The 26,734-nt window shown below is 66.7% G+C and carries 25 protein-coding genes and 1 pseudogene; 11 read left to right on the top strand and 15 right to left on the bottom strand.

Annotation, left to right across the window (positions count from 1 at the left end):
- Together JNM03_RS06175 and JNM03_RS06170 are read right to left on the bottom strand one after the other, a co-directional pair.
- Positions 1-692: pseudogene (locus tag JNM03_RS06175) on the bottom strand (F0F1 ATP synthase subunit alpha); the annotation flags it as partial.
- A 3-nt stretch (positions 693-695) separates the two neighbouring features.
- A complete protein-coding gene (locus tag JNM03_RS06170; RefSeq protein WP_294035321.1) occupies positions 696-1,262 on the bottom strand; it encodes a F0F1 ATP synthase subunit delta in 567 nt (188 codons plus the stop codon).
- Between the two features lie 192 nt (positions 1,263-1,454).
- Here JNM03_RS06170 and JNM03_RS06165 point away from each other — a divergent pair, with 192 nt between their 5' ends.
- From JNM03_RS06165 to JNM03_RS06155, 3 genes are all read left to right on the top strand, one after another.
- The gene (locus JNM03_RS06165; RefSeq protein WP_294035320.1) at positions 1,455-2,132 is read left to right on the top strand and encodes a dienelactone hydrolase family protein; all 678 of its coding nucleotides are present in this window, start codon (positions 1,455-1,457) and stop codon (positions 2,130-2,132) included.
- A gap of 106 nt (positions 2,133-2,238) precedes the next feature.
- A complete protein-coding gene (locus tag JNM03_RS06160) occupies positions 2,239-3,045 on the top strand; it encodes an alpha/beta fold hydrolase (RefSeq protein WP_294035318.1) in 807 nt (268 codons plus the stop codon).
- 47 nt (positions 3,046-3,092) lie between these two features.
- Entirely contained in the window at positions 3,093-3,650 is a 558-nt protein-coding gene (locus JNM03_RS06155) for a hypothetical protein (protein WP_294035316.1), read from the top strand.
- Here the strand turns inward: JNM03_RS06155 and JNM03_RS06150 are convergent.
- Both JNM03_RS06150 and JNM03_RS06145 read right to left on the bottom strand, forming a co-directional pair.
- Positions 3,628-5,178: a S1C family serine protease gene (locus JNM03_RS06150; RefSeq protein ID WP_294035314.1), complete on the bottom strand. Its 1,551-nt coding sequence runs from the start codon at positions 5,176-5,178 to the stop codon at positions 3,628-3,630. The genes JNM03_RS06155 and JNM03_RS06150 overlap by 23 nt on opposite strands.
- 49 nt (positions 5,179-5,227) lie before the next feature.
- Positions 5,228-6,049 carry a DUF2306 domain-containing protein gene (locus tag JNM03_RS06145; RefSeq protein WP_294035312.1) on the bottom strand — a complete coding sequence of 274 codons (822 nt, stop codon included), beginning with the start codon at positions 6,047-6,049 and terminating at the stop codon, positions 5,228-5,230.
- 239 nt (positions 6,050-6,288) lie between these two features.
- Between JNM03_RS06145 and JNM03_RS06140 the strand changes: the two genes are divergently transcribed.
- Both JNM03_RS06140 and ada read left to right on the top strand, forming a co-directional pair.
- Positions 6,289-6,753, top strand: a complete 465-nt coding sequence (locus JNM03_RS06140) for a DUF1203 domain-containing protein (protein ID WP_294035310.1) — start codon at positions 6,289-6,291, stop codon at positions 6,751-6,753.
- A gap of 3 nt (positions 6,754-6,756) precedes the next feature.
- Positions 6,757-7,791 carry a bifunctional DNA-binding transcriptional regulator/O6-methylguanine-DNA methyltransferase Ada gene (ada, locus tag JNM03_RS06135; protein WP_294035308.1) on the top strand — a complete coding sequence of 345 codons (1,035 nt, stop codon included), beginning with the start codon at positions 6,757-6,759 and terminating at the stop codon, positions 7,789-7,791.
- A 19-nt stretch (positions 7,792-7,810) separates the two neighbouring features.
- Here the strand turns inward: ada and JNM03_RS06130 are convergent, their stop codons facing one another.
- Entirely contained in the window at positions 7,811-9,385 is a 1,575-nt protein-coding gene (locus JNM03_RS06130; RefSeq protein ID WP_294035306.1) for a tetratricopeptide repeat protein, read from the bottom strand.
- A 135-nt stretch (positions 9,386-9,520) separates the two neighbouring features.
- Between JNM03_RS06130 and JNM03_RS06125 the strand changes: the two genes are divergently transcribed.
- A complete protein-coding gene (locus JNM03_RS06125) occupies positions 9,521-10,279 on the top strand; it encodes an isocitrate lyase/phosphoenolpyruvate mutase family protein (RefSeq protein WP_294035304.1) in 759 nt (252 codons plus the stop codon).
- A gap of 8 nt (positions 10,280-10,287) precedes the next feature.
- Here the strand turns inward: JNM03_RS06125 and JNM03_RS06120 are convergent, their stop codons facing one another.
- Positions 10,288-11,841: a tetratricopeptide repeat protein gene (locus tag JNM03_RS06120; RefSeq protein ID WP_294035303.1), complete on the bottom strand. Its 1,554-nt coding sequence runs from the start codon at positions 11,839-11,841 to the stop codon at positions 10,288-10,290.
- Between the two features lie 71 nt (positions 11,842-11,912).
- Positions 11,913-14,081 carry a primosomal protein N' gene (locus tag JNM03_RS06115; protein ID WP_294035301.1) on the bottom strand — a complete coding sequence of 723 codons (2,169 nt, stop codon included), beginning with the start codon at positions 14,079-14,081 and terminating at the stop codon, positions 11,913-11,915.
- A 94-nt stretch (positions 14,082-14,175) separates the two neighbouring features.
- Between JNM03_RS06115 and JNM03_RS06110 the strand changes: the two genes are divergently transcribed.
- Complete coding sequence (locus JNM03_RS06110) at positions 14,176-16,494, top strand: patatin-like protein (RefSeq protein ID WP_294035353.1); 2,319 nt, start codon at positions 14,176-14,178, stop codon at positions 16,492-16,494.
- Positions 16,495-16,680: 186 nt separating this feature from the next.
- On the opposite strand, the gene dnaJ is transcribed toward JNM03_RS06110, so the two are convergent.
- A complete protein-coding gene (dnaJ, locus tag JNM03_RS06105) occupies positions 16,681-17,808 on the bottom strand; it encodes a molecular chaperone DnaJ (RefSeq protein ID WP_294035299.1) in 1,128 nt (375 codons plus the stop codon).
- A gap of 120 nt (positions 17,809-17,928) precedes the next feature.
- Complete coding sequence (dnaK, locus tag JNM03_RS06100) at positions 17,929-19,833, bottom strand: molecular chaperone DnaK (RefSeq protein WP_294035297.1); 1,905 nt, start codon at positions 19,831-19,833, stop codon at positions 17,929-17,931.
- A 167-nt stretch (positions 19,834-20,000) separates the two neighbouring features.
- Between dnaK and JNM03_RS06095 the strand changes: the two genes are divergently transcribed.
- The 4 genes from JNM03_RS06095 to JNM03_RS06080 are packed head-to-tail and all read left to right on the top strand — an operon-like array spanning position 20,001 to position 22,887.
- Positions 20,001-20,477 (top strand): copper chaperone PCu(A)C, encoded by a 477-nt coding sequence (locus JNM03_RS06095; RefSeq protein ID WP_294035295.1) that lies wholly within the window; start codon positions 20,001-20,003, stop codon positions 20,475-20,477.
- A gap of 48 nt (positions 20,478-20,525) precedes the next feature.
- Entirely contained in the window at positions 20,526-21,026 is a 501-nt protein-coding gene (locus JNM03_RS06090; RefSeq protein WP_294035293.1) for a vgr related protein, read from the top strand.
- Between the two features lie 21 nt (positions 21,027-21,047).
- Entirely contained in the window at positions 21,048-21,491 is a 444-nt protein-coding gene (locus JNM03_RS06085; RefSeq protein WP_294035291.1) for a PH domain-containing protein, read from the top strand.
- A gap of 52 nt (positions 21,492-21,543) precedes the next feature.
- Complete coding sequence (locus JNM03_RS06080) at positions 21,544-22,887, top strand: DNA recombination protein RmuC (RefSeq protein ID WP_294035289.1); 1,344 nt, start codon at positions 21,544-21,546, stop codon at positions 22,885-22,887.
- A 4-nt stretch (positions 22,888-22,891) separates the two neighbouring features.
- On the opposite strand, the gene JNM03_RS06075 is transcribed toward JNM03_RS06080, so the two are convergent.
- The 6 genes from JNM03_RS06075 to JNM03_RS06050 form a co-directional block, all read right to left on the bottom strand.
- Positions 22,892-23,593, bottom strand: a complete 702-nt coding sequence (locus tag JNM03_RS06075) for an META domain-containing protein (RefSeq protein ID WP_294035287.1) — start codon at positions 23,591-23,593, stop codon at positions 22,892-22,894.
- Positions 23,594-23,748: 155 nt separating this feature from the next.
- Complete coding sequence (locus JNM03_RS06070) at positions 23,749-24,564, bottom strand: RNA methyltransferase (protein WP_294035285.1); 816 nt, start codon at positions 24,562-24,564, stop codon at positions 23,749-23,751.
- An 18-nt stretch (positions 24,565-24,582) separates the two neighbouring features.
- The gene (locus tag JNM03_RS06065) at positions 24,583-24,861 is read right to left on the bottom strand and encodes an HPr family phosphocarrier protein (protein ID WP_294035283.1); all 279 of its coding nucleotides are present in this window, start codon (positions 24,859-24,861) and stop codon (positions 24,583-24,585) included.
- Entirely contained in the window at positions 24,858-25,262 is a 405-nt protein-coding gene (locus JNM03_RS06060) for a PTS sugar transporter subunit IIA (RefSeq protein WP_294035351.1), read from the bottom strand. The genes JNM03_RS06065 and JNM03_RS06060 overlap by 4 nt, the downstream gene beginning before the upstream one ends.
- A 38-nt stretch (positions 25,263-25,300) precedes the next feature.
- The gene (rapZ, locus tag JNM03_RS06055) at positions 25,301-26,239 is read right to left on the bottom strand and encodes an RNase adapter RapZ (RefSeq protein ID WP_294035281.1); all 939 of its coding nucleotides are present in this window, start codon (positions 26,237-26,239) and stop codon (positions 25,301-25,303) included.
- Positions 26,236-26,682, bottom strand: a complete 447-nt coding sequence (locus JNM03_RS06050; protein WP_294035279.1) for a serine kinase — start codon at positions 26,680-26,682, stop codon at positions 26,236-26,238. Before JNM03_RS06050 ends, rapZ begins: the two co-directional genes overlap by 4 nt.
- Positions 26,683-26,734: the final 52 nt, after the last annotated feature.

The following is a 26,734-nucleotide window of genomic DNA, read 5'->3' as shown; positions in this document are numbered from 1 at the left end:
ACGATCGAATATTCCATCGCGCCATTTTCTTCCAGCTGGCGCACGATCTGCGCGACGGTCGAGCGCTTCTGGCCGACCGCGACATAGATGCAGTACAGCTTCTTCGATTCATCGTCGCCGGCGTTGGCCTGCTTCTGGTTGATGAAGGTGTCGATCGCGACGGCGGTCTTGCCGGTCTGGCGGTCGCCGATGATCAGTTCGCGCTGGCCGCGGCCGACGGGGACGAGGGCGTCGAGCGCCTTCAAACCGGTCTGGACGGGTTCGTGCACCGAGGTGCGCGGGATGATGCCCGGCGCCTTCACTTCGACGCGCATGCGCTTGTCGGCCTTGATCGGGCCCTTGCCGTCGATCGGATTGCCGAGGCCGTCGACGACGCGGCCGAGCAGGCCTTTGCCGACGGGAACGTCGACGATCGTACCGGTACGCTTGACGACGTCGCCTTCCTTGATCTCGGCGTCGCTGCCGAAGATCACGATGCCGACGTTATCGGCTTCGAGGTTGAGCGCCATGCCCTGCACGCCGTTGGCGAATTCGACCATCTCGCCGGCCTGGACATTGTCGAGGCCGTGGACGCGGGCGATGCCGTCGCCGACCGAGAGCACCGAACCGATTTCGCTGACCGTGGCGTCGGTCCCGAAATTGGCGATCTGGTCCTTGATGACCTTGCTGATTTCAGCGGCGCGGATTTCCATTATTCAGCCTTTCATCGCAGTCGCGAAGCTATTGAGACGGGTACGGATGCTCCCGTCGATCAGCTGGCTGCCCAGCTGGACGACGAGGCCGCCGAGGATGGCGGGATCGACGGTGGTGGCGACCGCGACATCGCGGCCGACACGGGTTTTGAGGTTCGCCGTCAGCGTCTTGAGCTGCTCGGCGGTCAGCGGGTGCGCGCTGGTGACCTTGGCGGTCACTTCGCCGCGGTGGTCGGCGACGATCGCGTCGTAAGCGTCGATCATTTTCGGCAGGTCGGCGAGGCGGCGGTTTTCGGCGAGCACGCCGAGGAATTTTGCGGTCAGCGAATCGAGCTTCATCGCCTTGCCGACGGCGGCGATCGCCTTCGCGGCGTCGGTGCGGCCGACGACGGGGCTGGCAATCAGCGCCGACAGGTCGGCCGATTCGGCAAGGCCTGCGCGGAGGTCAGCGAGGCTCTGGGCGACCGCGTCGATCGCGTTCGATTCGCGCGCCAGATCGAACAAAGCGACCGCATAGCGGCCGGCGAGGCCTGCCGTGATGTTGCCCTGAATGCCGCCGGAATTCTCCACGCGTGAAAGTCCTTTGTTGCTATCCCGTGGGGGATGGGTCGCGCGGGATTTGGCGGATATTCGGAAAATATCCTCCGCAGCGAAGTCGCGGCGCGCCTAGCAACGATTCTGCGGCAATGCAAGGTGGCGGACGATTGCTTTTGAGGGAGGGCGCGATAGGGACGACCGGGCGATGATCGGAAGGGATGAATCATGGGCGAGATGATCCGGATGACGATGGACGATGGCGCCGAGATCGCCGTCTATCATGCCGAGGCCGATGGCGAACGCCGCGGCGGGCTTGTGCTGATCCAGGAGATTTTCGGGGTCACCGACCATATCCGCGACCTGTGCGACGAATATGCCGCCGACGGTTACGAGGTGCTGTCCCCCGCGATCTTCGACCGCGAGCATCCGGGGTTCGAGAGCGACTATTCGGGGCCGCAGTTCGAACGCGCGGTGCAACTGGCGCGCGAGCTGCATCCGTTCGAGCAGAGCCTGAGGGACGCGCAGACCTGCATCGACGCGCTGAAGGGCCGCGGCCCGGTCTTCATCACCGGCTATTGCTACGGCGGTTCGGTCGCCTGGCGCATGGCGCAGATCAGCCCCGACCTCGCCGCGGCCTCCTCCTATTATGGCAGCCTCGTGCCGACCCAGTTCGCGGACCGGGCGCCGCTTTGCGCGACGATCGCCCATTTCGGCCGCTTCGACGCGGGCATCCCGATGGAGGGGGTCGAAGCGCTGATCGACAAGGAGCATCCGACCGCGCAGATCTTCGTCTATGACGCCAACCACGGCTTCAACAGCGACCGCCGCAAGGATTATCACGAACCGTCGAGCGAGCTGGCGCGCGAACGCACGCTGATGCTGTTCAAGGCATGCGGGGGGTGAGGCTCGTGTTCCTCCACAGCCCCGCGGCGTCGGGAAAACGGACCGTCGACACCGGCGCGGTCGAGCCCGGTGATGCGGCGGCGCAAATCGGCGCCGCGCTGCATCTGTGACGGTCGTCCGCTTCGCCCTGTTCGCGCTGCTCGTCGTCGCGGGGCTGGTCCTCGTCGCGGGCGCCCTGCTCTATTTCAACCAGCAGAGCCTCTTCTATCCCGCGCCGCGCGATTATCCGCGCGGGGCCCTGCCCGGTTACCGGCCCATCCAGACCGAGACGAGCGACGGGCTGCGGCTCGGCGCGCTCTACCGCCCCGCGCAGCCGGGGCGGCGGACGATCGTCTTTTTCCACGGCAATGGCGACAGCCTGGAGGGCGCGGCTTATGCGACGCGCGGGCTCGCCGCCGCCGGCCATGGCGTGCTGCTCGTCGAATATCGCGGCTATGGCGGCAACCCGGGGTCGCCCGGCGAGGCGGGCTTCTATCGCGACGGCGAGGCGGCGATGCGCTGGCTGGCGGAGCAGGGCGTGGCGCCGCCCGCGACCATCGTCGTCGGCAATTCGATCGGCTCGGGCCCCGCGACCGAGATGGCGACGCGCCACCCGGTCGCGGCGCTGATCCTCGTCTCGGGCTTTTCCAGCCTGCCCGATGTCGCGGCCAGTCATGTCCGCTGGCTGCCCGTCCGGTCGCTGGTGCGCGATCGCTATGCGAATGCCGCCAAGATCGGCAGGGTCGCGGGACCCGTCCTGCTCCTGCACGGCGATCGCGACCGTGTCGTGTCGGTCGCCAATTCCCGCCGCCTCGCCGCCGCGCGCCCGTCGGCGACGCTGACCATCGTGCCGGGCGCCGGGCATGAACTGGTCTATGGCGATGCGGCGCAGCGCATGATCGCCGACTGGGTCGAAAAGCTGCCGTCCGGCTAACGCAATGCTTACCCCTTGGCGCGACAAGGACGGCGGAGGATGCCGCCATGTCGTTCCTTTTCGCCCTGATGCTGTTCGCCGCGCCCGATTTCGGGCTCGATCCCGCGTGGCAACCCGTCGCCGACCCGCTCGCCCCGGCGCGCGCGGGCAAGGTCCAGTGCCTCGACCCCGATCCGGCGGCGCGCGGCTGCCGCGGCATGGCGTGGTTCGACCTGCGCCCCGACGGCGGCGTCGAGGCGCGCCAGATCATCATCTTCCCCAATATGCCCGCCTATGCCGCCGAAGCGCGCTTCCGCCTGCGGCGCGAGGGCGCGGCGCTGTGCGGTATGCTCAGCGAGACCGAAATGGCGAGCCACCGCGTCGTCCACAGCCGCGCGCCCTTTGCGCCCGCCCGCGAAGATCGCATCATCATCCTGTTCCGCGAGGCGATGGTCGGGGCGCTGTGGAACCGCAAACTCTGCTCGCATCATTATGCGCGCACCGGTGACGATCTGATGCAGGAGGTCGGCACCGTCGACGGCCAGTTCGCCGGCGAACTGATGAGCCTTTACATCTGGGTCGACCCTAAGGCCGGCTGGCGGCTCAAGGCGCCGCCGCCGGGCTGACCGCCGCGCCCTTCGCCAGCTTCTGGCATTTATAGACCAGCCGTTCGTTGGGGCTGGGGGGCAGCACCGAGCGGATCGCATCCTGCTGCGTCGCGAGGCTGGCGAGCTGGTCGGGCGCGACGCTGCATCCCTTGACCTCGACCCCGGCGCGCACCTCGCGCGCCTTCGCCATCGTCTCGGCATCGAGCAGATAGCGGTCGACGCGGTAATCGGTCCCCGCGCCATCGATCGACGCGATCGTCACCGTCGGCTCCTCATTGGGCACCAATATGCGCTGCCACCGGCCGTCGCTGCCTTGCGCATATTGGGTGCGGCCGTTGATGCACCCATCCTTGCCGATGGCGACGGGGACGTCGGGGGTTTCGGATATGGTGATGCGGCTGCGTTCGGGGCGGATCGTGCAGAGCAGATTGCCCTCGGCCAGCGCAGGCGGCAGCTCGGCTTTATCCGCGCCCGCCCTGGTGTCGGCGGGCAGGTCGGCGTGCGCGCTGGGCCGGGTGACGAACAGGATCGCCGCGCCCAGCATCAGCACCGCACCCGCGCCGCCCGCGATCTTCGCGTTGCGGGGGTTCTTCTGGTTGTGGAACATCAGCCCCGCCGCCGCGGCGAGCGCGCCGATCACGAAGAGCACGCCGGCCAGCGCGATGCGATTCTCGCGCGCCGCCTGCGCCTCCTCGCTCGCGCGCGTCTGGCGCAGCTCGCGGTCGAGCGCCGCCGCTTCGTCCTCGGCCGCATTGGCCTCGGCCTTGGCGCGCGCGTCGGCGTCGAGCGCGGCGCGGTCGCGGGCATCGGCCTCGGCCAGCGACAGGCAGGGCGTGCCGATGCTGCCGAAATTCTGGTCGGCGTCGGTCAGGAAGCGCGTCAGTTCGCGGTTGGCGATCGCGAAGGCGAAGGAGGAATCGCCGTCGTCGGCGCGGGTGATCGCGCTGTTGATGCCGACGATGCGCCCGCACTGGTCGACCAGCGGCCCGCCCGAATTGCCGCGCGAGATCTTGGCGGTGTGGACGAGCATCGCGACCCCGTCGAGCGCCTGGTTGTTCGACAGATTGCCCTCGCTGCGCACCGGCGTGCTGGGGGTGATATAGTCGGCGGCGCTGCGTGCGGTGGCCAGGTCGACATTGCCCGGATAGCCCAAAGCGACGACGTCGGCGCCGGCCTCGAACGGTCCCGAGTAAATCGCGGCGGCGGGCACCCGCCCCTCGGTGATCTCGATCAGCGCCAGGTCGCGCTTGGTGTCGATCGCGATCAGCTTGGCCGCATAGCTTTTCTGTCCCTCCGACGGGACGACGCCCAATGCGACATTGTCGGGATAGCGCGCCGCCGATTCGACGACATGCGCGTTGGTGACGATGCGGGTGGGCGAAATGGCGATGCCGCTGCCATGGCCGAACCCGACGACTTCGCCATCGACCATCGCGACGGTGACGACGCGCACGACGCTGCGCGACACCGCGCTGATATCGTCGGCGGCGCGCGCCGGGACGGAGAGGGTCAGGAGGGCGAGCAGCAGCGCGAGCAGGCGAGTCATGGCGGCGAACCTAGCCCGTCGCGGCGCGAAGGCAAGCGGGCTTGGGGCCTCAGATATAGGGGCTCCACATCATCATCCACGCTCCCGCGCTGCCGACGAGGATGATCAGACCGCCGAGCGTCAGCAACAGCGCGACTCCCTTGCGGGCGAGCGGCGTGCCCCGCGCCCCGACGCGAAGATAGAGTTCGGCGATGGCGAGCGGCAGCAGCGAATTGGCGAAAGCGAGGAAGATATCGAACGGCCCGTCCATCGCCTTGCCGATCCCGGCGCCGCCGGTGGCGATGCCCCAGGCCATATAACCGACGCGCATGAACCACACCGCGCTCGCGACCGCGAACAGCCGGATCGCCCAGCGGCGATGCTCGGCGAGGCGATGGTCGCGCGCGGCGCGCCAGGCCAGCACGGCGAAGGCGAGGATCAGCAGCGCGTCGAGCGTGATGCCGATCCCGCCGACGAGGTTGAGCCAGGTGCCGCGCCCCCAGGTCATCCACAGCCCGCCGGTCGCGAGCGCCAGCGCGCTCAGCATATAGACCCGCCCGTTCCAGCGGTGCAGCTTGGGCCAGCGGCCGCGGATCGCGGGGACGAGCTGGACCAGCCCGCCGAAGCTGATCACCGCCGCCATCAGCACATGCACCGCGAAGAAAAGATTGCCCGCCGTATCGCCCGCGACGAAGCCCTTGATCAGCGGCTTGGCGTTCCACGCCGCAAAATCGCCGCCGAGCGTCGCGGGATAATAAAAGGCGAGGATGAAGGCGGTGAACAGCAGCTGTCCCGCAGCGATCGTCAGGTAACAAAAGGTCGCGGCCCCGCCGAGCCAGTCGGTGCGGCGCGCGGGGCGCGTGGATGCCAATGATGCGTCGATGGTCGTCATGCTGCCGACTCCCCTGTTCGGCGCGCAGGATGGTGCAACTCGATCAGTGTGTCAATGTTATAATACAGCAATACGGTCCGAGGTTTTTGCGCAATGGGGAGGGAGTGGGGTGGAAGTTCCCACCCAAAGCCGCCGATCCGCCATCCCCGGGCCCGTTCCCCGCTTTGAACGCAAGCATCGGGACGCCGACCCCATGCTGCGCCGGCATAAGGGTTCCACCACCAGGGAAGGACCCGCTCATGACCTATGCGATTACCGGCCTCGACCCCGACGCCTTCGCTCCGCTCTTCGCGCTCGACGATACCCAGCTCGCCGCGCGCGGCGCCCGGCGCGTCGTCGCCGACGCCGACCGCGGTTTCCCCTGCCGCATCAGCCTGACCGCTGCGCGCGCGGGCGAGGAGCTGATCCTGCTCCATCACACCAGCCACGACGTCGATACGCCCTATCGCAGCGCCTACGCCATTTATGTGCGCCGCGGCGCCGCAGCACCGACCTATATCGACACCACCCCGCCGGTGTTCGAGGGTCGTCCGATCGCGCTGCGCGGTTTCGACGCCGCTAACATGCTGCGCGCTGCGCGGCTTGCGGGACCGGGCGAGGCCGACGGCGCGATCCGTGACCTGTTCGCCGACGACGGCATTGCCTATATCGACGCGCACAACGCCGCGCACGGCTGCTTTGCCGCGCGCGTGACGAGGGATTGAGCCATGGACTTCGCCACCATGACCGACGACGAACGCTGGGACGCGGTGCAGGCCCGCGACAAGGCCTATGACGGGCGCTTCATAACCGGGGTGCTGACCACCGGCATCTATTGCCGCCCGAGCTGCGCCGCGCGCCACCCGTTGCGCGAAAACGTCCGCTTCTTCGCCGACGGCGCGGCGGCGCGCGCCACGGGGCTGCGCCCGTGCAAACGCTGCCTGCCCGACGATGTCGCGCGCGACGAGGGCGCGGTGATCAAGGCGATCGCGGCCATCAAAGGGAGCGAGGAGCCGCTGGCGCTCGCCGATCTCGCGGCGCGCACCGGCTATTCGCCGACCCATTTCCAGCGCGTCTTCACCCGCCACACCGGCCTGTCGCCCGCCGCCTATGCCCGCGCGCTGCGCGAGGAGCGCGCGCGCCAGGCCTTGAGCGACGGCGGGCGGGTCACCGACGCCATCTACGACGCCGGCTTTTCGGGGCCGTCGCGTTTCTATGACAATATGGAGGGCCGCATGGGCATGACCGCCTCGGCATGGGTGAACGGCGGCAAGGGTGCGACGATCCACTGGGCTGTCGTGCCGACCAGCCTCGGCGACATGCTCGTCGCCGCGACCGATAAAGGCGTGTGCCGACTCTCTTTCGCCGAAGGACGCGAAGCACTCGCGGAGCGCTTCCCGGCCGCTGAACTGGTCGAAGGCGGCGACGATTTCGCGGCGCTGCTGAAGCAAGTGGTCGCTGCGGTCGAGGCGCCGGTGAACGGCTTCGGCCATATCCCGCTCGACGTGAAGGGCACCGCCTTCCAGGAAGCGGTGTGGCGCGAACTGCGCAAGATCCCCGTGGGCGAAACGCGCAGCTACGCCGATATCGCCGCCGCAGTCGGCAAGCCGAAGGCGGTGCGCGCGGCGGGCAGCGCCAATGGCGCCAACAATGTCGCGGTACTCATTCCGTGCCACCGCGTGGTGCGCAGCGACGGCGCGCTCGGCGGCTATGCCTATGGCCTGCCGATCAAGGAAGAATTGCTGAAACGCGAGGGATGCTGAACGCGGCCATGACCGGGATTCAGTCTTCGGCCTTCTTTTTCGATTCGGCGAATATGGCGGCCATCGTCGTGCGCGCTTCCTCGATTTTGCCGGCGTCGATCTCTTCGACGATGGTGGCGATCTTGTTCGCCTCCTCTTCCTTGTGGGCGGAAAAGGCAAGCGGCGCCAGCACCGATCGTGCGGCCTTGCCCCGGTTCTCGTCGAGCAATTGCCGCGCGAGGATCAGTCGGTAGCCATCGTCATGCGAAGAATAATCGAAAACGCCTTCCAGGGTGAGCAACGCCGATTCGGGGATTGGCTCGCGCGCTTCGTAATAGGTCAGGTAGAGACCGATCGCCGCGCGCGGATCCTTCGGGTCGAGCCGGACGGCGTCGGCGAACCAGGTGCGCGCCTTGGCATAGAGCGCGGGTTCCTTTTGCGCGTCGGCGCGCGCCGAAATCAGCGCCCCCATCAGCACATGCGCCTTCTGCGAACCCGGATCGATCGCCAGCGCGCGCTTCAGCACCGCTTCGGCCTTGTCGAATTCGCGTGCGTCGGAATAGGCTTCGGCGACGGCCAGTTGGACGGCGAGATTGTCGGGATAAAGCGTTTCCTTGCCGCCGATGCTGCGGACGACGCTGCGCGCGCCACTTCTGTCGACGCCGCGCTCGCTCCGGATATGGCCCTCGATCACGGCCTCTTCGCCGGGCGTCAGACGGCGCATCTTCACCACCGGCTCGACATAGTTGGCCGGGATCACTTCATAGCCCGGGAACGGACCATTCTTATATTTCTGCAGTTCCTTCTGCAATGTGTCGAGATCGCCGAATACGCGCGTGGCCGCGGTCAAACTGTCTTCGCCGGTGTTGAGCGCCTTCAGATAGTCGCGCAGCTGTCCCTGCCGCTCCTTGTTGAAATTCAGATAATGCGAAAGCAGCCAGCCGAAGGAATAGGATTGATATCTCTCCTGACCGCTCAGCCTTTTGCTGTGGTCGAACAATTTGGTAAGTTTGACGTCGCCGAACCGCGCGAGGTCCGGGCCCCGGTGCTGCGGCACGTCGCCGACCTTGAAGACGCCGCCGTCGAGCAGTTGGATCGTTCCATAGAGCTCGGCAAACCCCTCCACATACCAGTGCGGATAGGTCGTGTTGAAGCGCTGCAGCATGAAATGGTGCACATATTCATGAAACAGCGTGCCTTCCGGAGTAAGCGCGGTGCGCTGAATGAGTTGCCGCTGGTCGAGGTTTCGGTCGAACCGCATGCTGTCGTCGGCCTTGGTCGGCGCGAAGGCGACCGAGGCGCCGGGGCGGCCCACGTAGAAGCCGTTGATTCCCGCCCGGCCGCCACCTTCGGCCGCCAGTTCGCCGATTTCGAAGGGGTCGCCAAAGCGATAGACGCGGACCTTGTTCGTTGGCCCGATTTCGGGGCCGGGGATGGGGAGGCGCTGCAGGAAGCGCAGGGCATTGTCGAACCGTTCGAGCCGCGAGGCAAAACGTTCGGCGTCGGCCTTGTTACTTTCGGCTACAATGACGAAATGACTCGTCTCGGCTTCCCACCATTCGGCCCGTGCTGCGGTCGCCGTCGCCAACAGCCCCAAAACCGTCATGCCGAGCATGACGGATCGCAAATATCCCAACATCTTGTTCCCCGGTAACTTTCGTCTGCCACTAGCATAGCAAAGCGAATGACGGCATCAATCGCTCTTTTGTGGGCCGGACCGGCATCGTTCAGAAGGAGGAGGCACCCAGCCATGACCGACAAGATTTCCAGCTTCAAGGCGCTCCATGTCCCCGGCGACCCGCTGATCCTGGTCAACATCTGGGACGCGGGCAGCGCAAAGGCGGTCGCGGCGGCGGGTGCCAAGGCCATCGCGACCGGCAGCTATGGCGTCGCCGGCGCGCAGGGCCGCAATGACGGCGAGGATTTCCCGCTCGAGGACGTCTTCGAAAATCTCGCGCGCATCCTGTCGGTCACCGACCTGCCGGTGACGATCGACATGGAATCGGGCTATGGCGCCGATCCGGCGGCCGTCGGGGTCTCGATCGACCGCGCCAAGGACGCGGGGGCGGCGGGGATCAACATGGAGGACCGGCTGCCCGGCGAAACCGCGCTGCTGCCGATCGCCGAAGCCGCCGCGCGCTATCGCGCCGCCGCCGACACCGGCATTTTCGTCAACGCCCGCTGCGACACCTTTCGCGGCGCCGATATCGCGGCGGAGGGCGACGCGCTCGTCGCCGCGACGCTCGAACGCGCGGCCGCCTATGCCGACGCCGGGGCGGGGTCGCTGTTCGTGCCCTTCCTGCTCGACCCCCGATGCATCGGCGCGATCTGCGACGCCTCACCGCTGCCGGTGAATATCCTGCGCGGCAAGGGCGGCCCGACGCACAAGGAACTGGCCGCGCTCGGCGTCGCGCGGATCAGCCATGGTCACCAGCCCTGGGCGGCCGCCATGGCCTGGCTGACGGCGCAGGCGGGCCAGGTGCTGGGCGGCGCCGAACCCGATTATTGAGGGCTGGCCTATAATCCGCCGAGCGATTTGATCTGGGCCGCCGCCTCTTCGACCTCCGGCCCGCCATGCGGCATGTTCGCGACGGGCCGTAGCAGCGCGACGGCATCCTTTTTCCGCCCGTCGCGCAGGTAGAGTTCGAGCAACTCCATCAGCCATGCCCCATTGTTGGGATCGATCGCCAGCGCCTTGGCCAGATAAATGATCGCCGCGTCCGATGCGCCCTCGTCCTCGCGGATATTCTCGAAGGTCGCGTACAGTGCATCGACGTTGCCGGGGTCCTGACGCAATATCTCGTCGAGGATCCTGCGGGCGGAAGCGATCCGACCCTGGAATTCTGCCGGGGGACCCTCGTCGGCGCCGCGCGTCATCACCCGCGCGCGCAATATCCTGTCGTCGGTCGTGGTCCCCACGGGATCGAGTAGCGTCTCGAGGTCGGAGGCACTGCTGTGTCCGCTATCGAGCGCGAGCAGCATCTTGACGGAGAAGGCGCCGACCACCGGGTCGCCGGGGTGCGCCGCGACGATCTCGCCGATGCGGGTCAGAAACGCTTCCTGCGCCTTCACCCCCGTGGAGAAATTGCTGACTTTCGACGATTGACGATAAAATTCGAGCCGCATGCCGATCAGCGCGATCTCGCCCGAGGTCAAGGCGCGTAGCCGAATGGTCGATGCGTCGGCGGGCGGCATGGCGACGATCTTCTCGGGCGGAACGCCGGCGGTGAACCAGGCATCGAGATCGCGGTCGAACTGCGCGGCGCCGCCCGTGAACAGCGATGCGTCGGCCTTGCCGCTCTTTTCCATCGCATCCAGATAGGCGCGAATATTCGGCGCCTGCTCGCCGCCCATATAGAGGTGGTGCGTGGTCAGCCAGCCCTGCGCATAGAAGCGGCCCATCTTCTCCACATCATGACGAAGGCCGGAAGGCTGTTCGAGCTGGTCGAAGGTGGTGCCGCCGACATCGTTGAGGAAGGCGACGATTTGCGGGGGCGCCGCGCCATAGCGCATGGTGTCGTCAGCGGAGCGATACGCCGTCTCGAAGAAGGACGCGGCCCCCTCCATAAACCACCCCGGCTGCCGATTGCCGACGTGCCGCAGCATGAAATAATGCGTATATTCGTGTCGCAGCGTTGCGACCGGATCGAAGCCATCATCGCCTCGATCCGTCGCGGGCAACAGGATGAAATTCTCCACCGGATTGGCGTTGAAAAAACCTGCGGCAAAGCCGGGCAATCCCGCTTCGGCCATCAGCTGGGCATGGTCGCCATAGACGATCATTTCGACCCGACGCCCCCGACCGGGACCGGAAACGCCGAACATCTGCCTCAACAGCAGGTCGAGGTCGAGCAATTGCACCCCCAGCGTTCGGATCGCCTCCGGCTCCATATCGGCCTGAAGGGCGAATTCCGGCGTTTCGATCCGATGCCATTCGGCGCGGGCGGCTTGCGGCTGAAACAGCAGCAGGAGCACCGCCAGGGCGAACAGCGGAGCGATCCAGCTGCCGCCCGTCACGCTTTTGCCGACCATCGCGATTCCGGCCATCCGGCCCAAACCGGTTTTGCTCATACTGCTGCGCCCCCGCCCCTTGATCGGACGATGCTGCCAGCGCGCTTCGGCTCTGTAAAGCACTGGTGTGGTTATACAAAGCTATAGGGATCGATGTCGATCGCGAGCCGCGCCTTGCTGGGCCAGTCGATGCGCGCGACCCAGTCGCGGATCGTGCCCTGCAGGTCGAAACTGCGCGGCGCGTGGAGCAGCAGGCGGAAGCGGTGGCGGCCGCGCAGCATCGCGAGCGGGGCAGGCGCCGGGCCATAGACCGCGAGGCCTTCTGCCACCGGCGCCTTAGCTCCCAGCCTTTGCGCGACCCCGCGCGCGATCTCGATATCCTCGGACGAAATGACCAGCGCGGCGAAGCGGCCATAGGGCGGCGCGCCGGCGAATTTTCGCGCCGCGGCCTCGGCGGCGTAGAAACCGTCGCGGTCGTTCGCGACCAGCGCCGTCATCACCGGCGCCTCGGGCACGCGCGTCTGGATCAGCACTGCCCCCGGTTTGACCCCGCGCCCGGCGCGCCCCGCGACCTGCGCGATCTGCTGGAAAGTGCGCTCGGACGCGCGCAAATCGCCGCCGTCGAGGCCGAGGTCGGCGTCAACCACGCCGACGAGCGTCAGGCTCGGGAAATGATAGCCCTTGGTGACGAGCTGCGTCCCGATGATGATGTCGACCAGTCCGCCCTCGACATTGTCGACGAACTCCGCTGCTTTCGCCGGCGACCACAAGGTGTCCGAGGTGACGATCGCGACGCGCGCCTCGGGAAAACGCAGCGCCACCTCGTCGGCGACGCGCTCGACCCCGGGGCCGCAGGCGACCAGGCTGTCCTCGTCCTCGCATTCGGGGCAGAGCCGCGGCGGGGGCATGACATGGCCGCAATGGTGGCAGGCGAGGCGGTGGACCAGCCGGTGCTCGACCATCCAGGCGGTACAGTTCGGGCACTGGATGCGATGCCCGCAGGTGCGGCAGAGCGTCAGCGGCGCGAAGCCGCGGCGGTTGAGGAACAGCAGGCTCTGCTCGCCCTTGTGCAATCGGTCGGCGAGCGCTGCGACCAGCGGCGGAGAAAGCCAGGTGCCGCGGTCGGGCGGATCCTGCCGCATGTCGATCGCGGCGAGGTCGGGCAGGGTCGCGCCGCCGAAGCGCGCGGGCAGCTTGATATGGCGGTAGCGCCCCGCCTCGACCATCGCGAGGCTTTCGAGCGCCGGGGTCGCGCTCGCGAGTACGACGGGCAGCCCCTCGAAATGCCCGCGCATCACCGCGACGTCGCGCGCGTGATAATGGACGCCATCCTCCTGCTTGAAGCTCGTCTCATGCGCCTCGTCGACGACGATCAGGCCGAGGTTGGCATAGGGCAGGAACAGCGCCGAGCGCGCGCCCACGACGATCTTCGCCTCGCCGCTGGCAATGGCGTGCCAGGCGCGGCGGCGCTCGGTCGCACGCAGGCCCGAATGCCAGGGCACCGGCTCGCAGCCGAAGCGCGCCGCGAAGCGCGTCAGCATCGGTTCGGTGAGCGCGATTTCGGGGAGCAGGACGAGTGTCTGCCGCCCCGCGTCGAGCGCGGCGGCGATCGCTTCCATATAGACTTCGGTCTTGCCCGACCCGGTGACGCCGTCGAGCAGCAGCGTCTCGAATTTCGCGGCGGTGACGGCGCCCCGGAGCTCGGCCGCCGCCGCGGTCTGTTCGTCCGAAAGTTCGGGCGGCGCGAAGCCCGGGTCGGGTTCGGGGTAGGGCGCGTCGGCCGACACACTGACCGCTTCGAGCGCGCCGACATTGACGAGCCCGCGGATCACCGCGTCGCTGACCTCGGCGAGCGCCGCGAGCTCGCGCACCATGCCCTGCCGCTCGCCGATCTTTTCGAGCGCGACCGTCCGCTGCGGCGTCATGCGCATGGGAGTTTCGCCGGTGGCGCGATATTCGACGATCGGGCGGCGCGCGTCCGAAAAGGCGGCGCCGGGCAGCACCATGCGCAGCACCGCGCCCGGCGGCGCGAGATAATAGTCGCTCGTCCATTCGACCAGGCGGCGCAGCGGCGCGGGCACCGGGGGGACGGGCACGACCTCGTAAAGGTTGCGCAGGCGATTGTCGCCGACCGCCTCGGGCGCGCCGAACGCACTGTCCTCCCACACCACGCCGCCCATCTTGCGCGGGCCGAGCGGCGCGACGACGACGCTGCCGAGCGGCGCTTCGCTGCCATAGGGCACACGATAGTCGAGCGGGCCGAGGGCGGCGGTGAGGAGGAGGACGCGGGCGCGGGTCATGGGGCTGCGCAGGATATAGGGCGGCGGGTAAAATAGGAAAGCGGTTGCGGGCAAGGGCGTCGCCATGCCCCGCAAAGCGCGCTATCACGCGCTCATGCGCGAGAAGGAACTGCGGTTCGCCCTGATTTGCTACGGCGGCATCAGCCTCGCCGTTTATATGCACGGCATCACCAAGGAGGTGTGGCGGCTCGCTGCGGCCTCGCGCGCCTTTCACGACGGCGGTCCGCTCGGCGGTGTCGGCACCGTCTATCGCGACCTGCTCGCCGCGCTCGCCGAGCGCGGCCATATCCGCCTCCGCGTCCTCGCAGACATCGTTGCAGGCGCGAGTGCGGGCGGGATCAACGGTATCTTCCTCGCCCGCGCGCTCGCCACCGGCCAGTCGCTCGACCCGCTCACCGAACTGTGGCTCGACGACGCCGATGTCGATCGTCTGATCGACCCCGACGCCCGGCCGCTGTCGGCGGCCACCAAATTCTGGGCGGTGCCGATCGCCGGCTGGATGATGAAGAAGCGCGGCAATGTCATCGACCGCACCGTGGGCGAGGGCGCGCAGGACGAGGTGCGCGCCAAGCTGTCGCGCTTCGTGCGCGCGCGCTGGTTCGAGCCGCCCTTCGGCGGCGAGACCTTCTCGAACCTGCTGCTCGACGCGTTCGACGCGATGGACCGGGGACCGCGCGGCCCGGTGCTGGTGCCCGCGGGCCAGCCGGTCGACCTGTTCGTCTCGGTCACCGATTTCGCCGGCCATCATGTTTCGCTCGCGCTCAACAGCCCGGCGCGGGTCAGCGAGCATGAGCATCGGCTGGTCATGCGCTTCCGCCAGGACGACCGCGGCGCTCGCCAGTTGGACGACGTGCCGGCGCTCGCCGCCGCGGCGCGCGCGACCGCCAGCTTCCCCGGTGCCTTTCCGCCCTTCACGCTGCGCGAACTCGACCGGGTGCTCGAAAAGCGCGTCCTGGCCTGGCCCGGCCGCGACGCGTTCCTGACCACGCAATTGCCCGCGGCGGGCGAGGCCGACCCCGCCGACCGCGTGCTGATCGACGGGTCGGTACTCGCCAACGCGCCCTTCCGCCCTGCGATCGCGGCGCTGAAACAGCGCCCGGCGCGGCGCGAGATCGACCGGCGTTTCATCTACATCGATCCCAAGCCCGATTTCCGCGCGATCAGTTTCGGGCGGCCCGGCGAGACGGCGGAGGGCGAGGGGCCGCGCCTGCCCGGCTTCCTCTCGACGATCCTCGGCGCGCTGTCCGAAATCCCGCGCGAACAGCCGATCCGCGACAATGTCGAGGCGATCGAGGGCATGTCGCGCCGTATTCGCCGCATGCAGCATATCGTCGATGCGATGAAGGTCGAGGTCGAGGAGCAGGTGGCGGCGCTGTTCGGCACCACCTTCTTCCTCGATACGCCGACGACCGCGCGATTGCAGAAATGGCGTGCCAAGGCGCAGGATCAGGCCGCCGAACGTGCGGGTTTCGCTTTCTCGCCCTATGGGCATCTCAAGCTGTCGGCGATGGTCGAGGAACTGGTCGGCGTGATCGACCGGCTGGCGCCCCCCGAAGGCGACATCCACCGCCGCAACCGCCGCCAGCACATCTGGGACGAAGTGCGCGCGCGGGGTCTCGATCGCATCGCCGGCAAGCGCGGCGCGGGCGCGAGCGACGACGCGGTGGTGTTTTTCCGCACCCACGACCTCGGCTTTCGTGTCCGGCGCCTGCGCTTCCTCGCGCGCGAACTCGACCGGCTGGTCGAGGCCCGGCGCGATACGCGCGATCCGGCGTGCGATGCGATGCGCGACACCATCTACGATGCGCTCGGCGTGTATCTCGAGCGCGAGGGCGACGCCTGGTTCGCCGACCTCGATCTGCCCGTCGATGCCGATGCCGCGGCATGGATCGATGTGATCGCCGCGCGCCGCGACCTGATCGGCGCCGATGCCGCCGCCGACGCGCTGATCGCCGACGGGCTGGGCGCGCTCCCCAAAGACGACCGCCGCGCGCTGTTGCTCGCCTATCTCGGTTATCCCTTCTACGACATCGCGACGCTGCCGCTGCTCCAAGGGGAGGGGTTCGACGAATTCGACCCGATCAAGATCGACCGCATCTCGCCGTCCGACGCGACTGCGATCCGCACTGGCGGCGCCGCGGCGATGCTCAAGGGCATCGAATTCAACAGCTTCGGCGCCTTCTTCAGCCGCGCCTACCGCGAGAACGACTATCTGTGGGGCCGCCTCCACGGCGCCGACCGGCTGATCGACATCGTGAGTTCGAGCGTGACCGGCGACGGCGCGCTGGCGAGCGAGGAACTGGCGGCCATCAAGCGCCGCGCCTTCCACGCGATTCTCGACGAAGAGGAAGCGCGATTACCGCGCGTGGCGGCGCTGGTCGCGGAATTGAGAGTGGAGATCGGCAGTCGTTAATTCCTTCTCCCCTTGAGGGAGAAGGATAGGGAGGCTTGTGAGCGCAGCGAACTGGCCGGACCTGGATGAGGGGTTGCGGGCGAAGCTCGCGCGGTCCTTTGGACCGCAACCCCTCACCCAGCTTCGGCTAGGCAGCAAGCCGCCAAGCCTGCGCAACCCTCTCCCTCAAGGGGAGAGGGAAACATCTCAATCGGTCAGATCGTCCCACATATCCTTGATCCGCCCGAAAAAGCCCTGGCTTGCGGGGCATTCGTCGCCGGTCTCGGTCGCGCGGAACTCGGCGAGCAGTTCCTTCTGCCGCGCGGTCAGTTTCGTCGGCGTCTCGACGTCGATCTGGACGACCAGGTCGCCGTGCCCGCGGCCGTTGAGCACCGGCATGCCGGCGCCGCGCTGGCGCAGTTGCTTGCCCGACTGGATGCCGGCGGGGATGCGGATGTCGTGCTTGGCGCCGTCGAGCCCGGGGATGCCGATCTCGCCGCCCAGCGCGGCGGTGGTGAAGCTGATCGGGGCGCGGGTGAACAGCGCCGTGCCCTCGCGCTCGAACACCTTGTGCCGCGCCATGTGCAGGAAGATGTAAAGGTCGCCCGGCGCCGCACCGCGCGCGCCGCTCTCGCCCTCGCCCGACAGTCGGATGCGCGTGCCCTCGTCGACCCCCGCGGGGATGTTGACGGTCAGCGTCTTGCGCCGGTCGACGCGGCCCTCGCCATGGCAGGTGCCGCACGGATCGGCGATGACCTCGCCCGATCCCTGGCATTGCGGGCAGGTGCGCTCGACCATGAAGAAACCCTGCTGCGCACGCACCTTGCCATGGCCGGCGCAGGTTGTGCAGCGGTGGGTGCTGGTGCCGGGCTTGGCGCCCGATCCGTCGCAGATGTCGCAGCGCGCCGCGACATCGACCTGGATTTCGCGGGTCACGCCGGTGAAGGCATCCTCGAGCCGGATTTCCATGTCATAGCGCAGGTCGGCGCCGCGCGCCGGGCCGCGCTGCTGGCGCCCGCCGCCGAAGGCCGAGCCGAAGATCGATTCGAAAATATCGCCGATGTCGCCGAATTCGGCGCCATTGCCGCTGCCGAAGCCGCCCGCGCCGCGCACGCCTTCCTTGCCGAACCGGTCATAGGCGGCCCGCTTCTGCGGGTCCTTCAGGCAGTCATAGGCTTCGCTGATCGCCTTGAAGCGCGCCTCGCTGTCGCCGCACCCCGGATTCTTGTCGGGATGATATTTCATCGCGAGCTTGCGATAGCTCGCCTTCAGCGTCGCATCGTCGGCCGTGCGCTCGACTTCGAGCAGTTCGTAATAATCGATGTCGAGCGACATGGCGTCTCATCCATAAATAGGGACAGTCCCTATTTATCCCCTGTTCCAAATTTGCCGCTGCCGCCGCGCCCGATAAATAGGGACAGTCCCCATTTATGACCGCGGCGGTGCGTGCGTGTCCTATTTCTTGTCGTCTTCGACTTCCGAGAATTCGGCGTCGACGACGTCTTCGTCGGCTTTCGGAGCTTCGCCATCGGCGCTGGGGGACGCTGCGGCCTGCTGCTCCTGCTCGTAGATCGCCTGGCCCAGCTTCATCGCAACCTGCGCCAGCGCCGTCGATTTCTCGGTCATGGCGGTCGCGTCGCCGCCTTCGACCGCGGTCTTGGCCTCGGCCACCGCCGCCTCGATCTCGGCCTTCAGGCTCGCGTCGACCTTGTCGCCATGCTCGCGCAGCTGGCTTTCGGTCGAGTGGATCAGGCTTTCGGCGTTGTTCTTCGCCTCGGCCGCCTCGCGGCGCGCCTTGTCTTCCTCGGCGAACTGCCCGGCATCCTTGACCATCTGGTCGATGTCGGCGTCACTGAGGCCGCCCGACGCCTGGATCTTGATCTGCTGCTCCTTGCCGGTGCCCTTGTCCTTGGCGTGGACCGACACGATGCCGTTGGCGTCGATGTCGAAGGTCACCTCGATCTGCGGCACGCCGCGCGGGGCGGGCGGGATGCCGACGAGGTCGAATTGACCCAAGGCCTTATTGTCGGCGGCCATTTCGCGCTCGCCCTGGAAGACGCGGATCGTCACCGCCGACTGATTGTCGTCGGCGGTCGAATAGACCTGCGATTTCTTGGTCGGGATGGTGGTGTTGCGGTCGATCATGCGCGTGAACACGCCGCCCAGCGTCTCGATGCCGAGGCTCAGCGGGGTCACGTCGAGCAGCAGCACGTCCTTGACGTCGCCCTGCAGCACGCCCGCCTGGATCGCGGCGCCGATCGCGACGACTTCGTCGGGGTTCACGCCGGTGTGCGGTTCCTTGCCGAAGAAATCCTTCACGACTTCGCGGACGCGCGGCATGCGGGTCATGCCGCCGACGAGCACGATTTCGTCGATGTCGCTGGCGCTGACACCCGAATCCTTGATCGCCTTCTTGCACGGCTCCAGCGTGCGCTTGACGAGGTCCTCGACCAGCTTTTCCAGATCGGCGCGGGTGATCGTCTTGACCAGATGCTTCGGACCGCTCGCGTCGGCGGTGATGAAGGGCAGGTTGACCTCGGTCGTCGCCGCCGACGACAGTTCGATCTTCGCCTTTTCGGCGGCTTCCTTCAGCCGCTGCAATGCGAGTTTATCGCCGCGCAGATCGATGCCTTCGTCCTTCTTGAACGTGTCGGCGAGATATTCGACGACCTTCGAGTCGAAGTCTTCACCGCCCAGGAAGGTGTCGCCGTTGGTCGACTTCACCTCGAACACGCCGTCGCCGACCTCCAGGATCGAGATGTCGAAGGTGCCGCCGCCAAGGTCATAGACCGCGATGGTCTTGTTCTCCGACTTGTCGAGGCCGTAGGCCAGCGCCGCCGCGGTCGGCTCGTTGATGATGCGCAGCACTTCGAGGCCGGCGATCTTGCCGGCGTCCTTGGTCGCCTGGCGCTGGGCGTCGTTGAAGTAGGCCGGAACGGTGATGACTGCCTGTTCGACCTTTTCGCCGAGATAGGCCTCGGCGGTTTCCTTCATCTTCTGGAGGATATAGGCGCTGATCTGCGATGGCGAATAATCTTCGCCGCCCGCCTTGACCCAGGCGTCGCCATTGTTGCCCTTGGTGATGCTGTAGGGGACGAGCTCCATGTCCTTCTTGGTCAGCGGATCGTCGAAACGGCGGCCGATCAGGCGCTTGACCGCGAAAACCGTGTTTTCGGGATTGGTGACCGCCTGGCGCTTTGCCGGCTGGCCGATCAGGCGTTCGCCGTCCTTCGCAAAGGCGACGATCGAAGGCGTCGTGCGCGTGCCTTCGACATTTTCGATAACCTTGGGCTTGCCGCCTTCCATCACCGCGACGCAGCTGTTCGTGGTGCCGAGGTCGATCCCGATCACTTTGGCCATATTCTAAACGTCCTTGTTGCTTCTTGGGCGCCCTGAAAAGGCACGCCTTGAGTTGAGTCCCTTTGGGGGTCCGATGGGCGCGATATAGGTGCGCTTTGCCTTGGCACAAGGGTTAGGACCGCTTATCTGGGGTACGAAAATTGACGCATTTCGGGAGTCCCATGATCATGAAGCCGTTGGCCATCCTCGCCCTTGCCGCCACCGCACTCACGTTGACGGGGTGCGAGAAGAATTTGGGAGCGGGGCAGCAGCTCAATGTCGTCGGCGGCTATATCCAGATGGGCGCGACCGCTGATCGCCCCGCCGTCGGCTATTTCACCGTCGAGGGCGGGCCGCGTGACGTCCAGCTCGTCGCGGTGACTTCCGATCTCGCGCAGCGCGTCGAAATGCATGAAAGCGTCAAGGAAAACGGCGTCATGACGATGAAGCCGCTGCTGAGCGCCGATGTTCCCGCCAAAGGAAAGCTGCAGTTCCGGCAGGGCGGCAAGCATCTGATGATCTGGAACATCAATGGCGCGGCGGTGCGCGCGGGCAAGCTGCCGATGGCCTTCGTGTTCACCAACAACAACAATGAACGCATTCTTTTCGACCTGCCGATCAAGGCTGCGCCGGGCGAGGCGTCGCCCGAGGCGGCCAAGAAATAGGCATGGCCGTTCCATTCGGCCCGGTGTCGCCGTCATGACCGGATTTTGATGGCGCGTCCGTCGCGCCCCCTCACGATCGGCGAAATCGCGCTCGCCCGGACGGTGTTCGGCGATGCCGTCGACTATGCGCGGGTGAAGGTGCGCCACTATAAATGGATTTTCTTCCAGCCGCGCCGCATCGTGATGGCGCCGATGGGCGACCTGCATTTTCATCCGAAAGGCGGCGTCTATTGCGACGACTTTTCCTGTCCGGCGGGCGGCCGCGAAGAGCAGCTGCGTGCCAAGGGTCTTTTTCTCCACGAAATGACGCATGTCTGGCAGGCGCAGCAGCGCGGCCGCTGGTATCTGGTGCTGATGCGGCACCCCTTTGCAACCTATGACTACAGTCTCAAACCCGGCTGGCCGCTCGAACGATATGGGCTGGAACAACAGGCAGAGATCGTCCGGCACTATTGGCTGCTGACGCAGGGCGTGAGCATCGGCGGCGCGCCGGGCGCCGAAACCTATCGCGCGATATTGCCCATGGCATGGAAAGCTGCTCAGCCGTAAATCAGTCCAAAGGAGGTGCCTATGCCCGAAGTCCTCGATCGCTTCCGTTCCTCGACCTGGGGCTGGCTCCGCGGCACATTGCTCGGCTGGCTGACGCTGGCGCTATGCCTTGTCGGCGTGGGCTTCCTGATCATCCTCGTCCAGTGGATCCGCAACCTCGATGTCACCTATGAACTGACCGAGGACCGGCTGATCCTGCGCAAGGGGATTTTCGTGAAGAGCATCGACGAGATCGAGCTCTACCGCGTCAAGGACGTCCGGATGGACTTCACGCTGATCAACCAATGGGCGGGAATCGGGACAATCAGCATCGATTCCTCCGACGAGACGACCCGCCAAGGTGCACTCGTCATGCCGCATGTCGAGCGCGCGGCCGACCGGCGGGAAGAACTGCGCCGTCTCGTCGATACGGCGCGGCAGAAACGCCGCGTGCGCGAGCTGGATGTTTCGAGCGAAATGCTCTGACGGGACAATTACCGGCTAGCCAGAGGCGCGGTGTTCGATCTATGTTCCGCACATGGATGTTACCGCGCTCGCTATCGCCTTCATCGCTCTTTTTCTCGGCGGCCTGATCGGCTGGCTGCTCGCCGGACGTCAAGCGGGGGCGCTCAAGGCCGAACGCGACGGATTGTCGGAGCGTTTCAGGGCCGCAGTCACCGATCTCGCGGCTGAAGCGGAAGCGCGCAAGGCCGCGGACCTGCAACTCTCGGCGTTGCTCGCCGAACAGAAAGCCCGCGACGAGGCGCATGACGCGCAGATCGCGCAGCTTCGCGACGCACAAGGGGCGCTCACCGCGCAGTTCCGCGAAGTCGGGCAGGCGATGCTTGGCGAAGCGCAAAAGGCCTTCCTCGAACGTGCCGACCAGCGCTTCAAACAGAGCGAGGAGAGTGCGGGACAGAATCTGAAGGCGCTGCTCTCACCGGTCCACGACCGTCTCCAGAAATATGAAGAAGCGGTCGGCAAGGTCGAGGCGGAACGCCAGAACGCTTTCGGTCTGCTCCACGGCCAGATCGCGGCCATGCGCGAAGGCACCGAGCGTGTGTCGAGCGAGGCGGCGAAGCTCGTCAACGCTCTCCGCAACGCGCCCAAGGCGCGCGGGCGCTGGGGCGAGCAGCAATTGCGCAACGTGCTCGAAAGCTGCGGGCTCTCCGAACATGCCGATTTCCAGACCGAGGTGAGCGTCGCCGATGGCGACGGCGGGCGGCTGCGGCCCGATGTCGTCGTGAAAGTCCCGGGCGGGCAGAGCCTCGTCATCGATGCCAAAGTATCGCTCAACGCCTATCAGGATGCGTTCGGCGCGGTCGACGAGGGTGAGAAGGCGGCGCATCTCGCGGCGCATGCCGCGGCGATGAAGGCGCACGTGAATACCCTCGGCGCCAAATCCTATTGGACGCAGTTCGACGACACGCCCGATTTCGTCGTGATGTTCGTTCCCGGCGAACATTTCCTCGCCGCCGCGCTCGATCAGGATCAAGGGCTCTGGGATTATGCGTTCGAGCGCAAGGTGCTGCTCGCAACCCCGACAAACCTGATCGCGATCGCGCGCACCGTCGCGGCGGTATGGCGTCAGGAAAAGCTCGCCGGGCAGGCGCGCGAGATCGCGGCACTCGGCAAGGAGCTTTATGCGCGCATGTCGGTGATGGGATCGCACATCGCGCGCGTCGGCAAAAACCTCGATTCTGCGACGGGTGCCTACAACGCCTTTGTCGGCAGCTTCGAAAGTCAGGTGCTGACGCAGGCAAAGCGCTTCGAGGCGCTCGACGTCGAGACCGGCGATCGCGAAATCCCGGCGCTACCGGTTGCCGAACAGGCCGCGCGCCCGCTCGCCAAGCTATCGGGCGCGGGCGGCGCCAACGACTGACGGGTCAGATCGCGCGGCGCAGTACCGCCGTCTGTCCGTCGGCGCCCGTTATTTCCATCGTGCCGTCGCTCGGGAAGCCGAGGCTGACCGGACCGCGCATCAGCGCGAAGAAGGCGCTTTCCTGCGTCATGCCGGATCCTGGACACGCCATTTTCGTCGCCATCAGCGGCCCCGCGGTCAGCGTGCGGCCATCGATCGCATAGCTGCCCGAAAAGCGATTGCAGCCGGCGCTGCCGCTTAACCGGTTGTCCTCGAACTCCAGCGATGCGGGCCGGTCGCCCGCGACGCGGACGCCGCCGATGGATACGAAGGTCCAGCTTGTGCCGGCAAGCGCCATCGGCGCAAGAATGCCGCCGCCGCAGCCCGTCACCGACTTGCCGTCGGCGGTCACCGTCACCCTGTCGCGGTAGCGACGATCGCTCATCCCGTCGCTGCAGTCGGTGTGCGTCACATCGACCGTCAGGCGCGGTGTGACATAGCGCTCGCCGTTGAAACTGGGCCGCGCGCCGGGGTTGGCGACGGCGATCCTGGTATCGCCATAATCGCCTGCGTAGCTCAGGCGATCGGGGGTGATTTCCAGCGTCCAGCCGGGCTCGGTGCCGAGTGCGAAATAGGCGGCGGGCTTCGGCCCCTGCGGCGGCTCCGAGGCGGGAACACAGGCGGCCAACGACAGGCCGAGGGGGAGAAAGGGAAGCAGCTTGCGCACGATGGCTCTCCTGAAAAGTCCGTTTGCGTCGAACGAAATCGGGACGCCCACCGCCGGCGCGCGCCTTCACGGCATCTCGACTTCGCTCGATGCGAATGGCCGCCGGATACTAGCATGGCGATGGCGCGGCGCTGAACGGAAAGCGCGGCCGCAGTTCAGCTTCGTCGCTGGTTCAGCACTTCATAGGCCATCACTGCCGCAGCGACCGCGGCGTTCAGGCTGTCGGCCTTGCCCATCATCGGCATCTTCACGCGCACGTCGGCCGCTGCCGCATAATCGGCGGGCATTCCCTGCGATTCATTGCCGATCAGGATGAAGGTCGGCGCGGCATAGCGCACTGCCTGATAGTCCTGCGTATCGTGGCCGAGCCAGGTCGCGACCAGCTCGCCCGGGCCGCTGCGCAGCCAGGGCAGGAATTCCGCCCAGCGCGCCTGTACCAGCGTCTGGGTAAAGATCGCTCCCATGCTCGCGCGCACTGCCTCGACGGCATAGGGATCGGTGCTTTCGTCCAGCAGGATCAGCCCGCCCGCGCCGACCGCATCGCCGGTGCGCAGCATCGTGCCGAGATTGCCGGGGTCGCGCAGCCGCTCGGCAACGAGCCAGATCGGCGCGGCATCGCGGTCGAGGTCGGCAAGCGCGGTCTTCGGCTCGGCATAGATGCCGACGATCGTCTGCGCGTTGTCCTTGCCCGAAAGCTTCGAAAGGATGGCGGGCGTCGTGTCGATCACTTCGCCGCCGCTTGCGAGTACGGCGTCGATCAGCGCCTGCGCAAGCGGGTGGCCGGCGCCCTCTTCGGCAAGAAACAGCCAGTGCGGCAAGATGCCGGCCTCGCGTGCTTCGGTCGCGATGCGCAGCCCCTCGGCCAGGAACAATCCCTCTGCGCGCCGGTGTCGCTTTTCGCGCAGCAGGCGCATCCGCTTGACCAGCGGGTTGGAAAAGCTTTCGATGCGTGAACGGCGAGCGTTGGTCATGTGGGGAGGCGCCACGCCTCAATCCTCGCCGAAGCTGTCCTTGACCAGTCCCACGAGCTTCAGCAGCGCTGCGTCGGCGCCATCACCCTTGGTGTGGATGGTGATGCTGTCGCCCTTCGCGGCACCCAGCATCATCAGCCCCATGATCGAGGTTCCATTGACCCGCGACCCGCCTTTTTCGACCTCGACCGAAACGGATTCGGGCAAGCGGCTCACAAAGGTCACGAACTTCGCGCTCGCGCGCGCGTGCAGGCCGCGCTGGTTGGTGATTTCGACCGTCTCGCTGACTTCGCTCATGGTCCCACTCCCAGCATTTCCGACGCGACGGAAATATATTTCTGGCCCGCTTCCTTTGCCGCGATCACCGCGGCCCGCAGGTCCATCGTCTTGCGTGCGCTTTCCAGCCGGATCAGCATCGGCAGGTTGACCCCGGCGATCACTTCGGTGCGGCCGCTTTCGAGCAGGCTGATCGCGAGATTCGATGGCGTGCCGCCGAACAGGTCGGTCAGCATGATCACACCGCGGCCTTCGTCGACCTTGCGGATCGCGTCGGCGATTTCCTTGCGGCGCATTTCCATATTGTCGTTGGGACCGATGCACACCGTGCCGATCGCGCGCTGCGGCCCGACGACATGCTCCATCGCACGCACCATTTCGTCGGCGAGGCGGCCGTGGGTGACGAGGACCATCCCCAGCAACGGCAAGGCTTTATCGGTGGGCATGAAAGCAAAGACCCTTATGCTTTTTCCGCGCCGGCGGAAGATGCGGGCGGGGGCCTGCCCTCAAGCCCATCTTGCGGCGCGGAGTCAAGGTTGCGGTGGGTCAGAGTCGGTTCATACCCCGCCTTGCGTAGCGTTTGGGCAACACGCGCCGCGACATGGACCGACCGGTGGCGTCCGCCCGTGCATCCAAAGGCAATCGTCACATAGCTTTTGCCCTCGGCGCGATAGCGCGGGAGCAGCGTCAGGATCAGCGCTTCGATCTGCGCCACGCTGTCGGCATAGGCCGGATCGGCCATGACATAGGCCGCGACGTCGGGGTCGAGGCCGGTGCCGGGCTTCAGCCTGGGGTCCCAGTGTGGATTGCGCAGGTAGCGCATGTCGAAAACCAGGTCGGCGTTGCGCGGTAGTCCACGCGCGAAACCGAAACTCAGCACGTTGAGCACGGGTTCGTCGTCGCCGGCGTCGCCAAAGCGCTGGCGTGCCTCCTGTTGCAGGTCGTTGCTGCTATGGTTGGTGGTGTCGATGACATGCTCGGCCCAGCGGCGGAGCGGTTCCATCATTTCGCGCTCGCGGGCGATGCCGTCGGCGGCGGGGCGGTCTTCGGCCATCGGATGTCGGCGGCGCGTTTCGGAAAAGCGGCGTTCCAGTTCGGTGCCGGCGCAGTCCAGGAACAGGGTCTGGACGTCGCGCCCGCCCCCTTCGCGCAGCTCCTTGATCCGTTTCACCAGCAAAGGCGGCCGGAATCCGCGGCTACGGCTGTCGATGCCGACCGCGAGCGGACGATTGGCTTCGCTGCGCTTGACGGGCGCGTCGATCAGCGTTTCCAGCAGCGCGAGCGGCAGATTGTCGACGACCTCCCAGCCCAGATCCTCAAGGACCTTCAGCACGGTCGACTTGCCGGCGCCCGACAGCCCGGTAACCAACAGCAGCCGTTGTTCGCCCGCGTCGCTCATGCCCCGGGCGCCAGCCGCTCGAGGGCGAGCATGATCTTGATCGGCGCCGACGCCTCAAAGGCCGACAACAGCAGCGCGGGAAGCGGATGGCCGGCGACCATTTCGACCTGGTTCATCGTCGGCATCCGGTCGTACCGGTCGGTGAGCCGCACCGCGAGCGCCAGCGGCGCGGGCGCAGTCCATGGCCGTTCGATGATACCGATGCCGCGCACCTCCAGCTTGCCGGCAAGAGTTTCGGGGGGACGACACCACAGCCGTTCGCGCTCGTACCAGATGTCGCACCGGTCGTCGGCGACAAGCCGCGCGCCCTGATCGATCAGCCGCAGGGCAAGATCCGATTTGCCCTGTCCCGAATTGCCGAGAATGAGCACGCCGCCATTCCCTGCCGTGACGCAGCTGGCATGGATGTTGACGATCTCGGGCTTGGTCCGGCTCGGGAGCATGGGCACGGCTTACCGGCGACGAAGCGAGGCTGCAAGGCGATAGGGTATCGCG

Source organism: Sphingopyxis sp. (genome assembly GCF_016793825.1).
GTDB lineage: Bacteria > Pseudomonadota > Alphaproteobacteria > Sphingomonadales > Sphingomonadaceae > Sphingopyxis.
The sequence above is the reverse complement of the archived record's forward strand: the minus strand, read 5'-3'. Positions and strand labels throughout refer to the sequence as shown.

Excerpts from the sequence above, each read along its gene's own strand:
- JNM03_RS06115 (WP_294035301.1), bottom strand. The coding sequence starts at position 14,081 with ATGACCCGCGCCCGCGTCCTCCTCCTCACCGCCGCCCTCGGCCCGCTC.
- dnaJ (WP_294035299.1), bottom strand. The coding sequence starts at position 17,808 with ATGTCGCTCGACATCGATTATTACGAACTGCTCGAAGTCGAGCGCACG.
- JNM03_RS06130 (WP_294035306.1), bottom strand. The coding sequence starts at position 9,385 with ATGCTCGGCATGACGGTTTTGGGGCTGTTGGCGACGGCGACCGCAGCA.
- rapZ (WP_294035281.1), bottom strand. The coding sequence starts at position 26,239 with ATGAGCGACGCGGGCGAACAACGGCTGCTGTTGGTTACCGGGCTGTCG.
- ada (WP_294035308.1), top strand. The coding sequence starts at position 6,757 with ATGGACTTCGCCACCATGACCGACGACGAACGCTGGGACGCGGTGCAG.
- JNM03_RS06145 (WP_294035312.1), bottom strand. The coding sequence starts at position 6,049 with ATGACGACCATCGACGCATCATTGGCATCCACGCGCCCCGCGCGCCGC.
- JNM03_RS06140 (WP_294035310.1), top strand. The coding sequence starts at position 6,289 with ATGACCTATGCGATTACCGGCCTCGACCCCGACGCCTTCGCTCCGCTC.
- JNM03_RS06070 (WP_294035285.1), bottom strand. The coding sequence starts at position 24,564 with ATGACCAACGCTCGCCGTTCACGCATCGAAAGCTTTTCCAACCCGCTG.
- JNM03_RS06085 (WP_294035291.1), top strand. The coding sequence starts at position 21,048 with ATGCCCGAAGTCCTCGATCGCTTCCGTTCCTCGACCTGGGGCTGGCTC.
- JNM03_RS06165 (WP_294035320.1), top strand. The coding sequence starts at position 1,455 with ATGGGCGAGATGATCCGGATGACGATGGACGATGGCGCCGAGATCGCC.
- dnaK (WP_294035297.1), bottom strand. The coding sequence starts at position 19,833 with ATGGCCAAAGTGATCGGGATCGACCTCGGCACCACGAACAGCTGCGTC.
- JNM03_RS06095 (WP_294035295.1), top strand. The coding sequence starts at position 20,001 with ATGAAGCCGTTGGCCATCCTCGCCCTTGCCGCCACCGCACTCACGTTG.
- JNM03_RS06155 (WP_294035316.1), top strand. The coding sequence starts at position 3,093 with ATGTCGTTCCTTTTCGCCCTGATGCTGTTCGCCGCGCCCGATTTCGGG.
- JNM03_RS06150 (WP_294035314.1), bottom strand. The coding sequence starts at position 5,178 with ATGACTCGCCTGCTCGCGCTGCTGCTCGCCCTCCTGACCCTCTCCGTC.
- JNM03_RS06110 (WP_294035353.1), top strand. The coding sequence starts at position 14,176 with ATGCGCGAGAAGGAACTGCGGTTCGCCCTGATTTGCTACGGCGGCATC.
- JNM03_RS06050 (WP_294035279.1), bottom strand. The coding sequence starts at position 26,682 with ATGCTCCCGAGCCGGACCAAGCCCGAGATCGTCAACATCCATGCCAGC.
- JNM03_RS06065 (WP_294035283.1), bottom strand. The coding sequence starts at position 24,861 with ATGAGCGAAGTCAGCGAGACGGTCGAAATCACCAACCAGCGCGGCCTG.
- JNM03_RS06120 (WP_294035303.1), bottom strand. The coding sequence starts at position 11,841 with ATGAGCAAAACCGGTTTGGGCCGGATGGCCGGAATCGCGATGGTCGGC.
- JNM03_RS06090 (WP_294035293.1), top strand. The coding sequence starts at position 20,526 with ATGGCGCGTCCGTCGCGCCCCCTCACGATCGGCGAAATCGCGCTCGCC.
- JNM03_RS06080 (WP_294035289.1), top strand. The coding sequence starts at position 21,544 with ATGGATGTTACCGCGCTCGCTATCGCCTTCATCGCTCTTTTTCTCGGC.
- JNM03_RS06125 (WP_294035304.1), top strand. The coding sequence starts at position 9,521 with ATGACCGACAAGATTTCCAGCTTCAAGGCGCTCCATGTCCCCGGCGAC.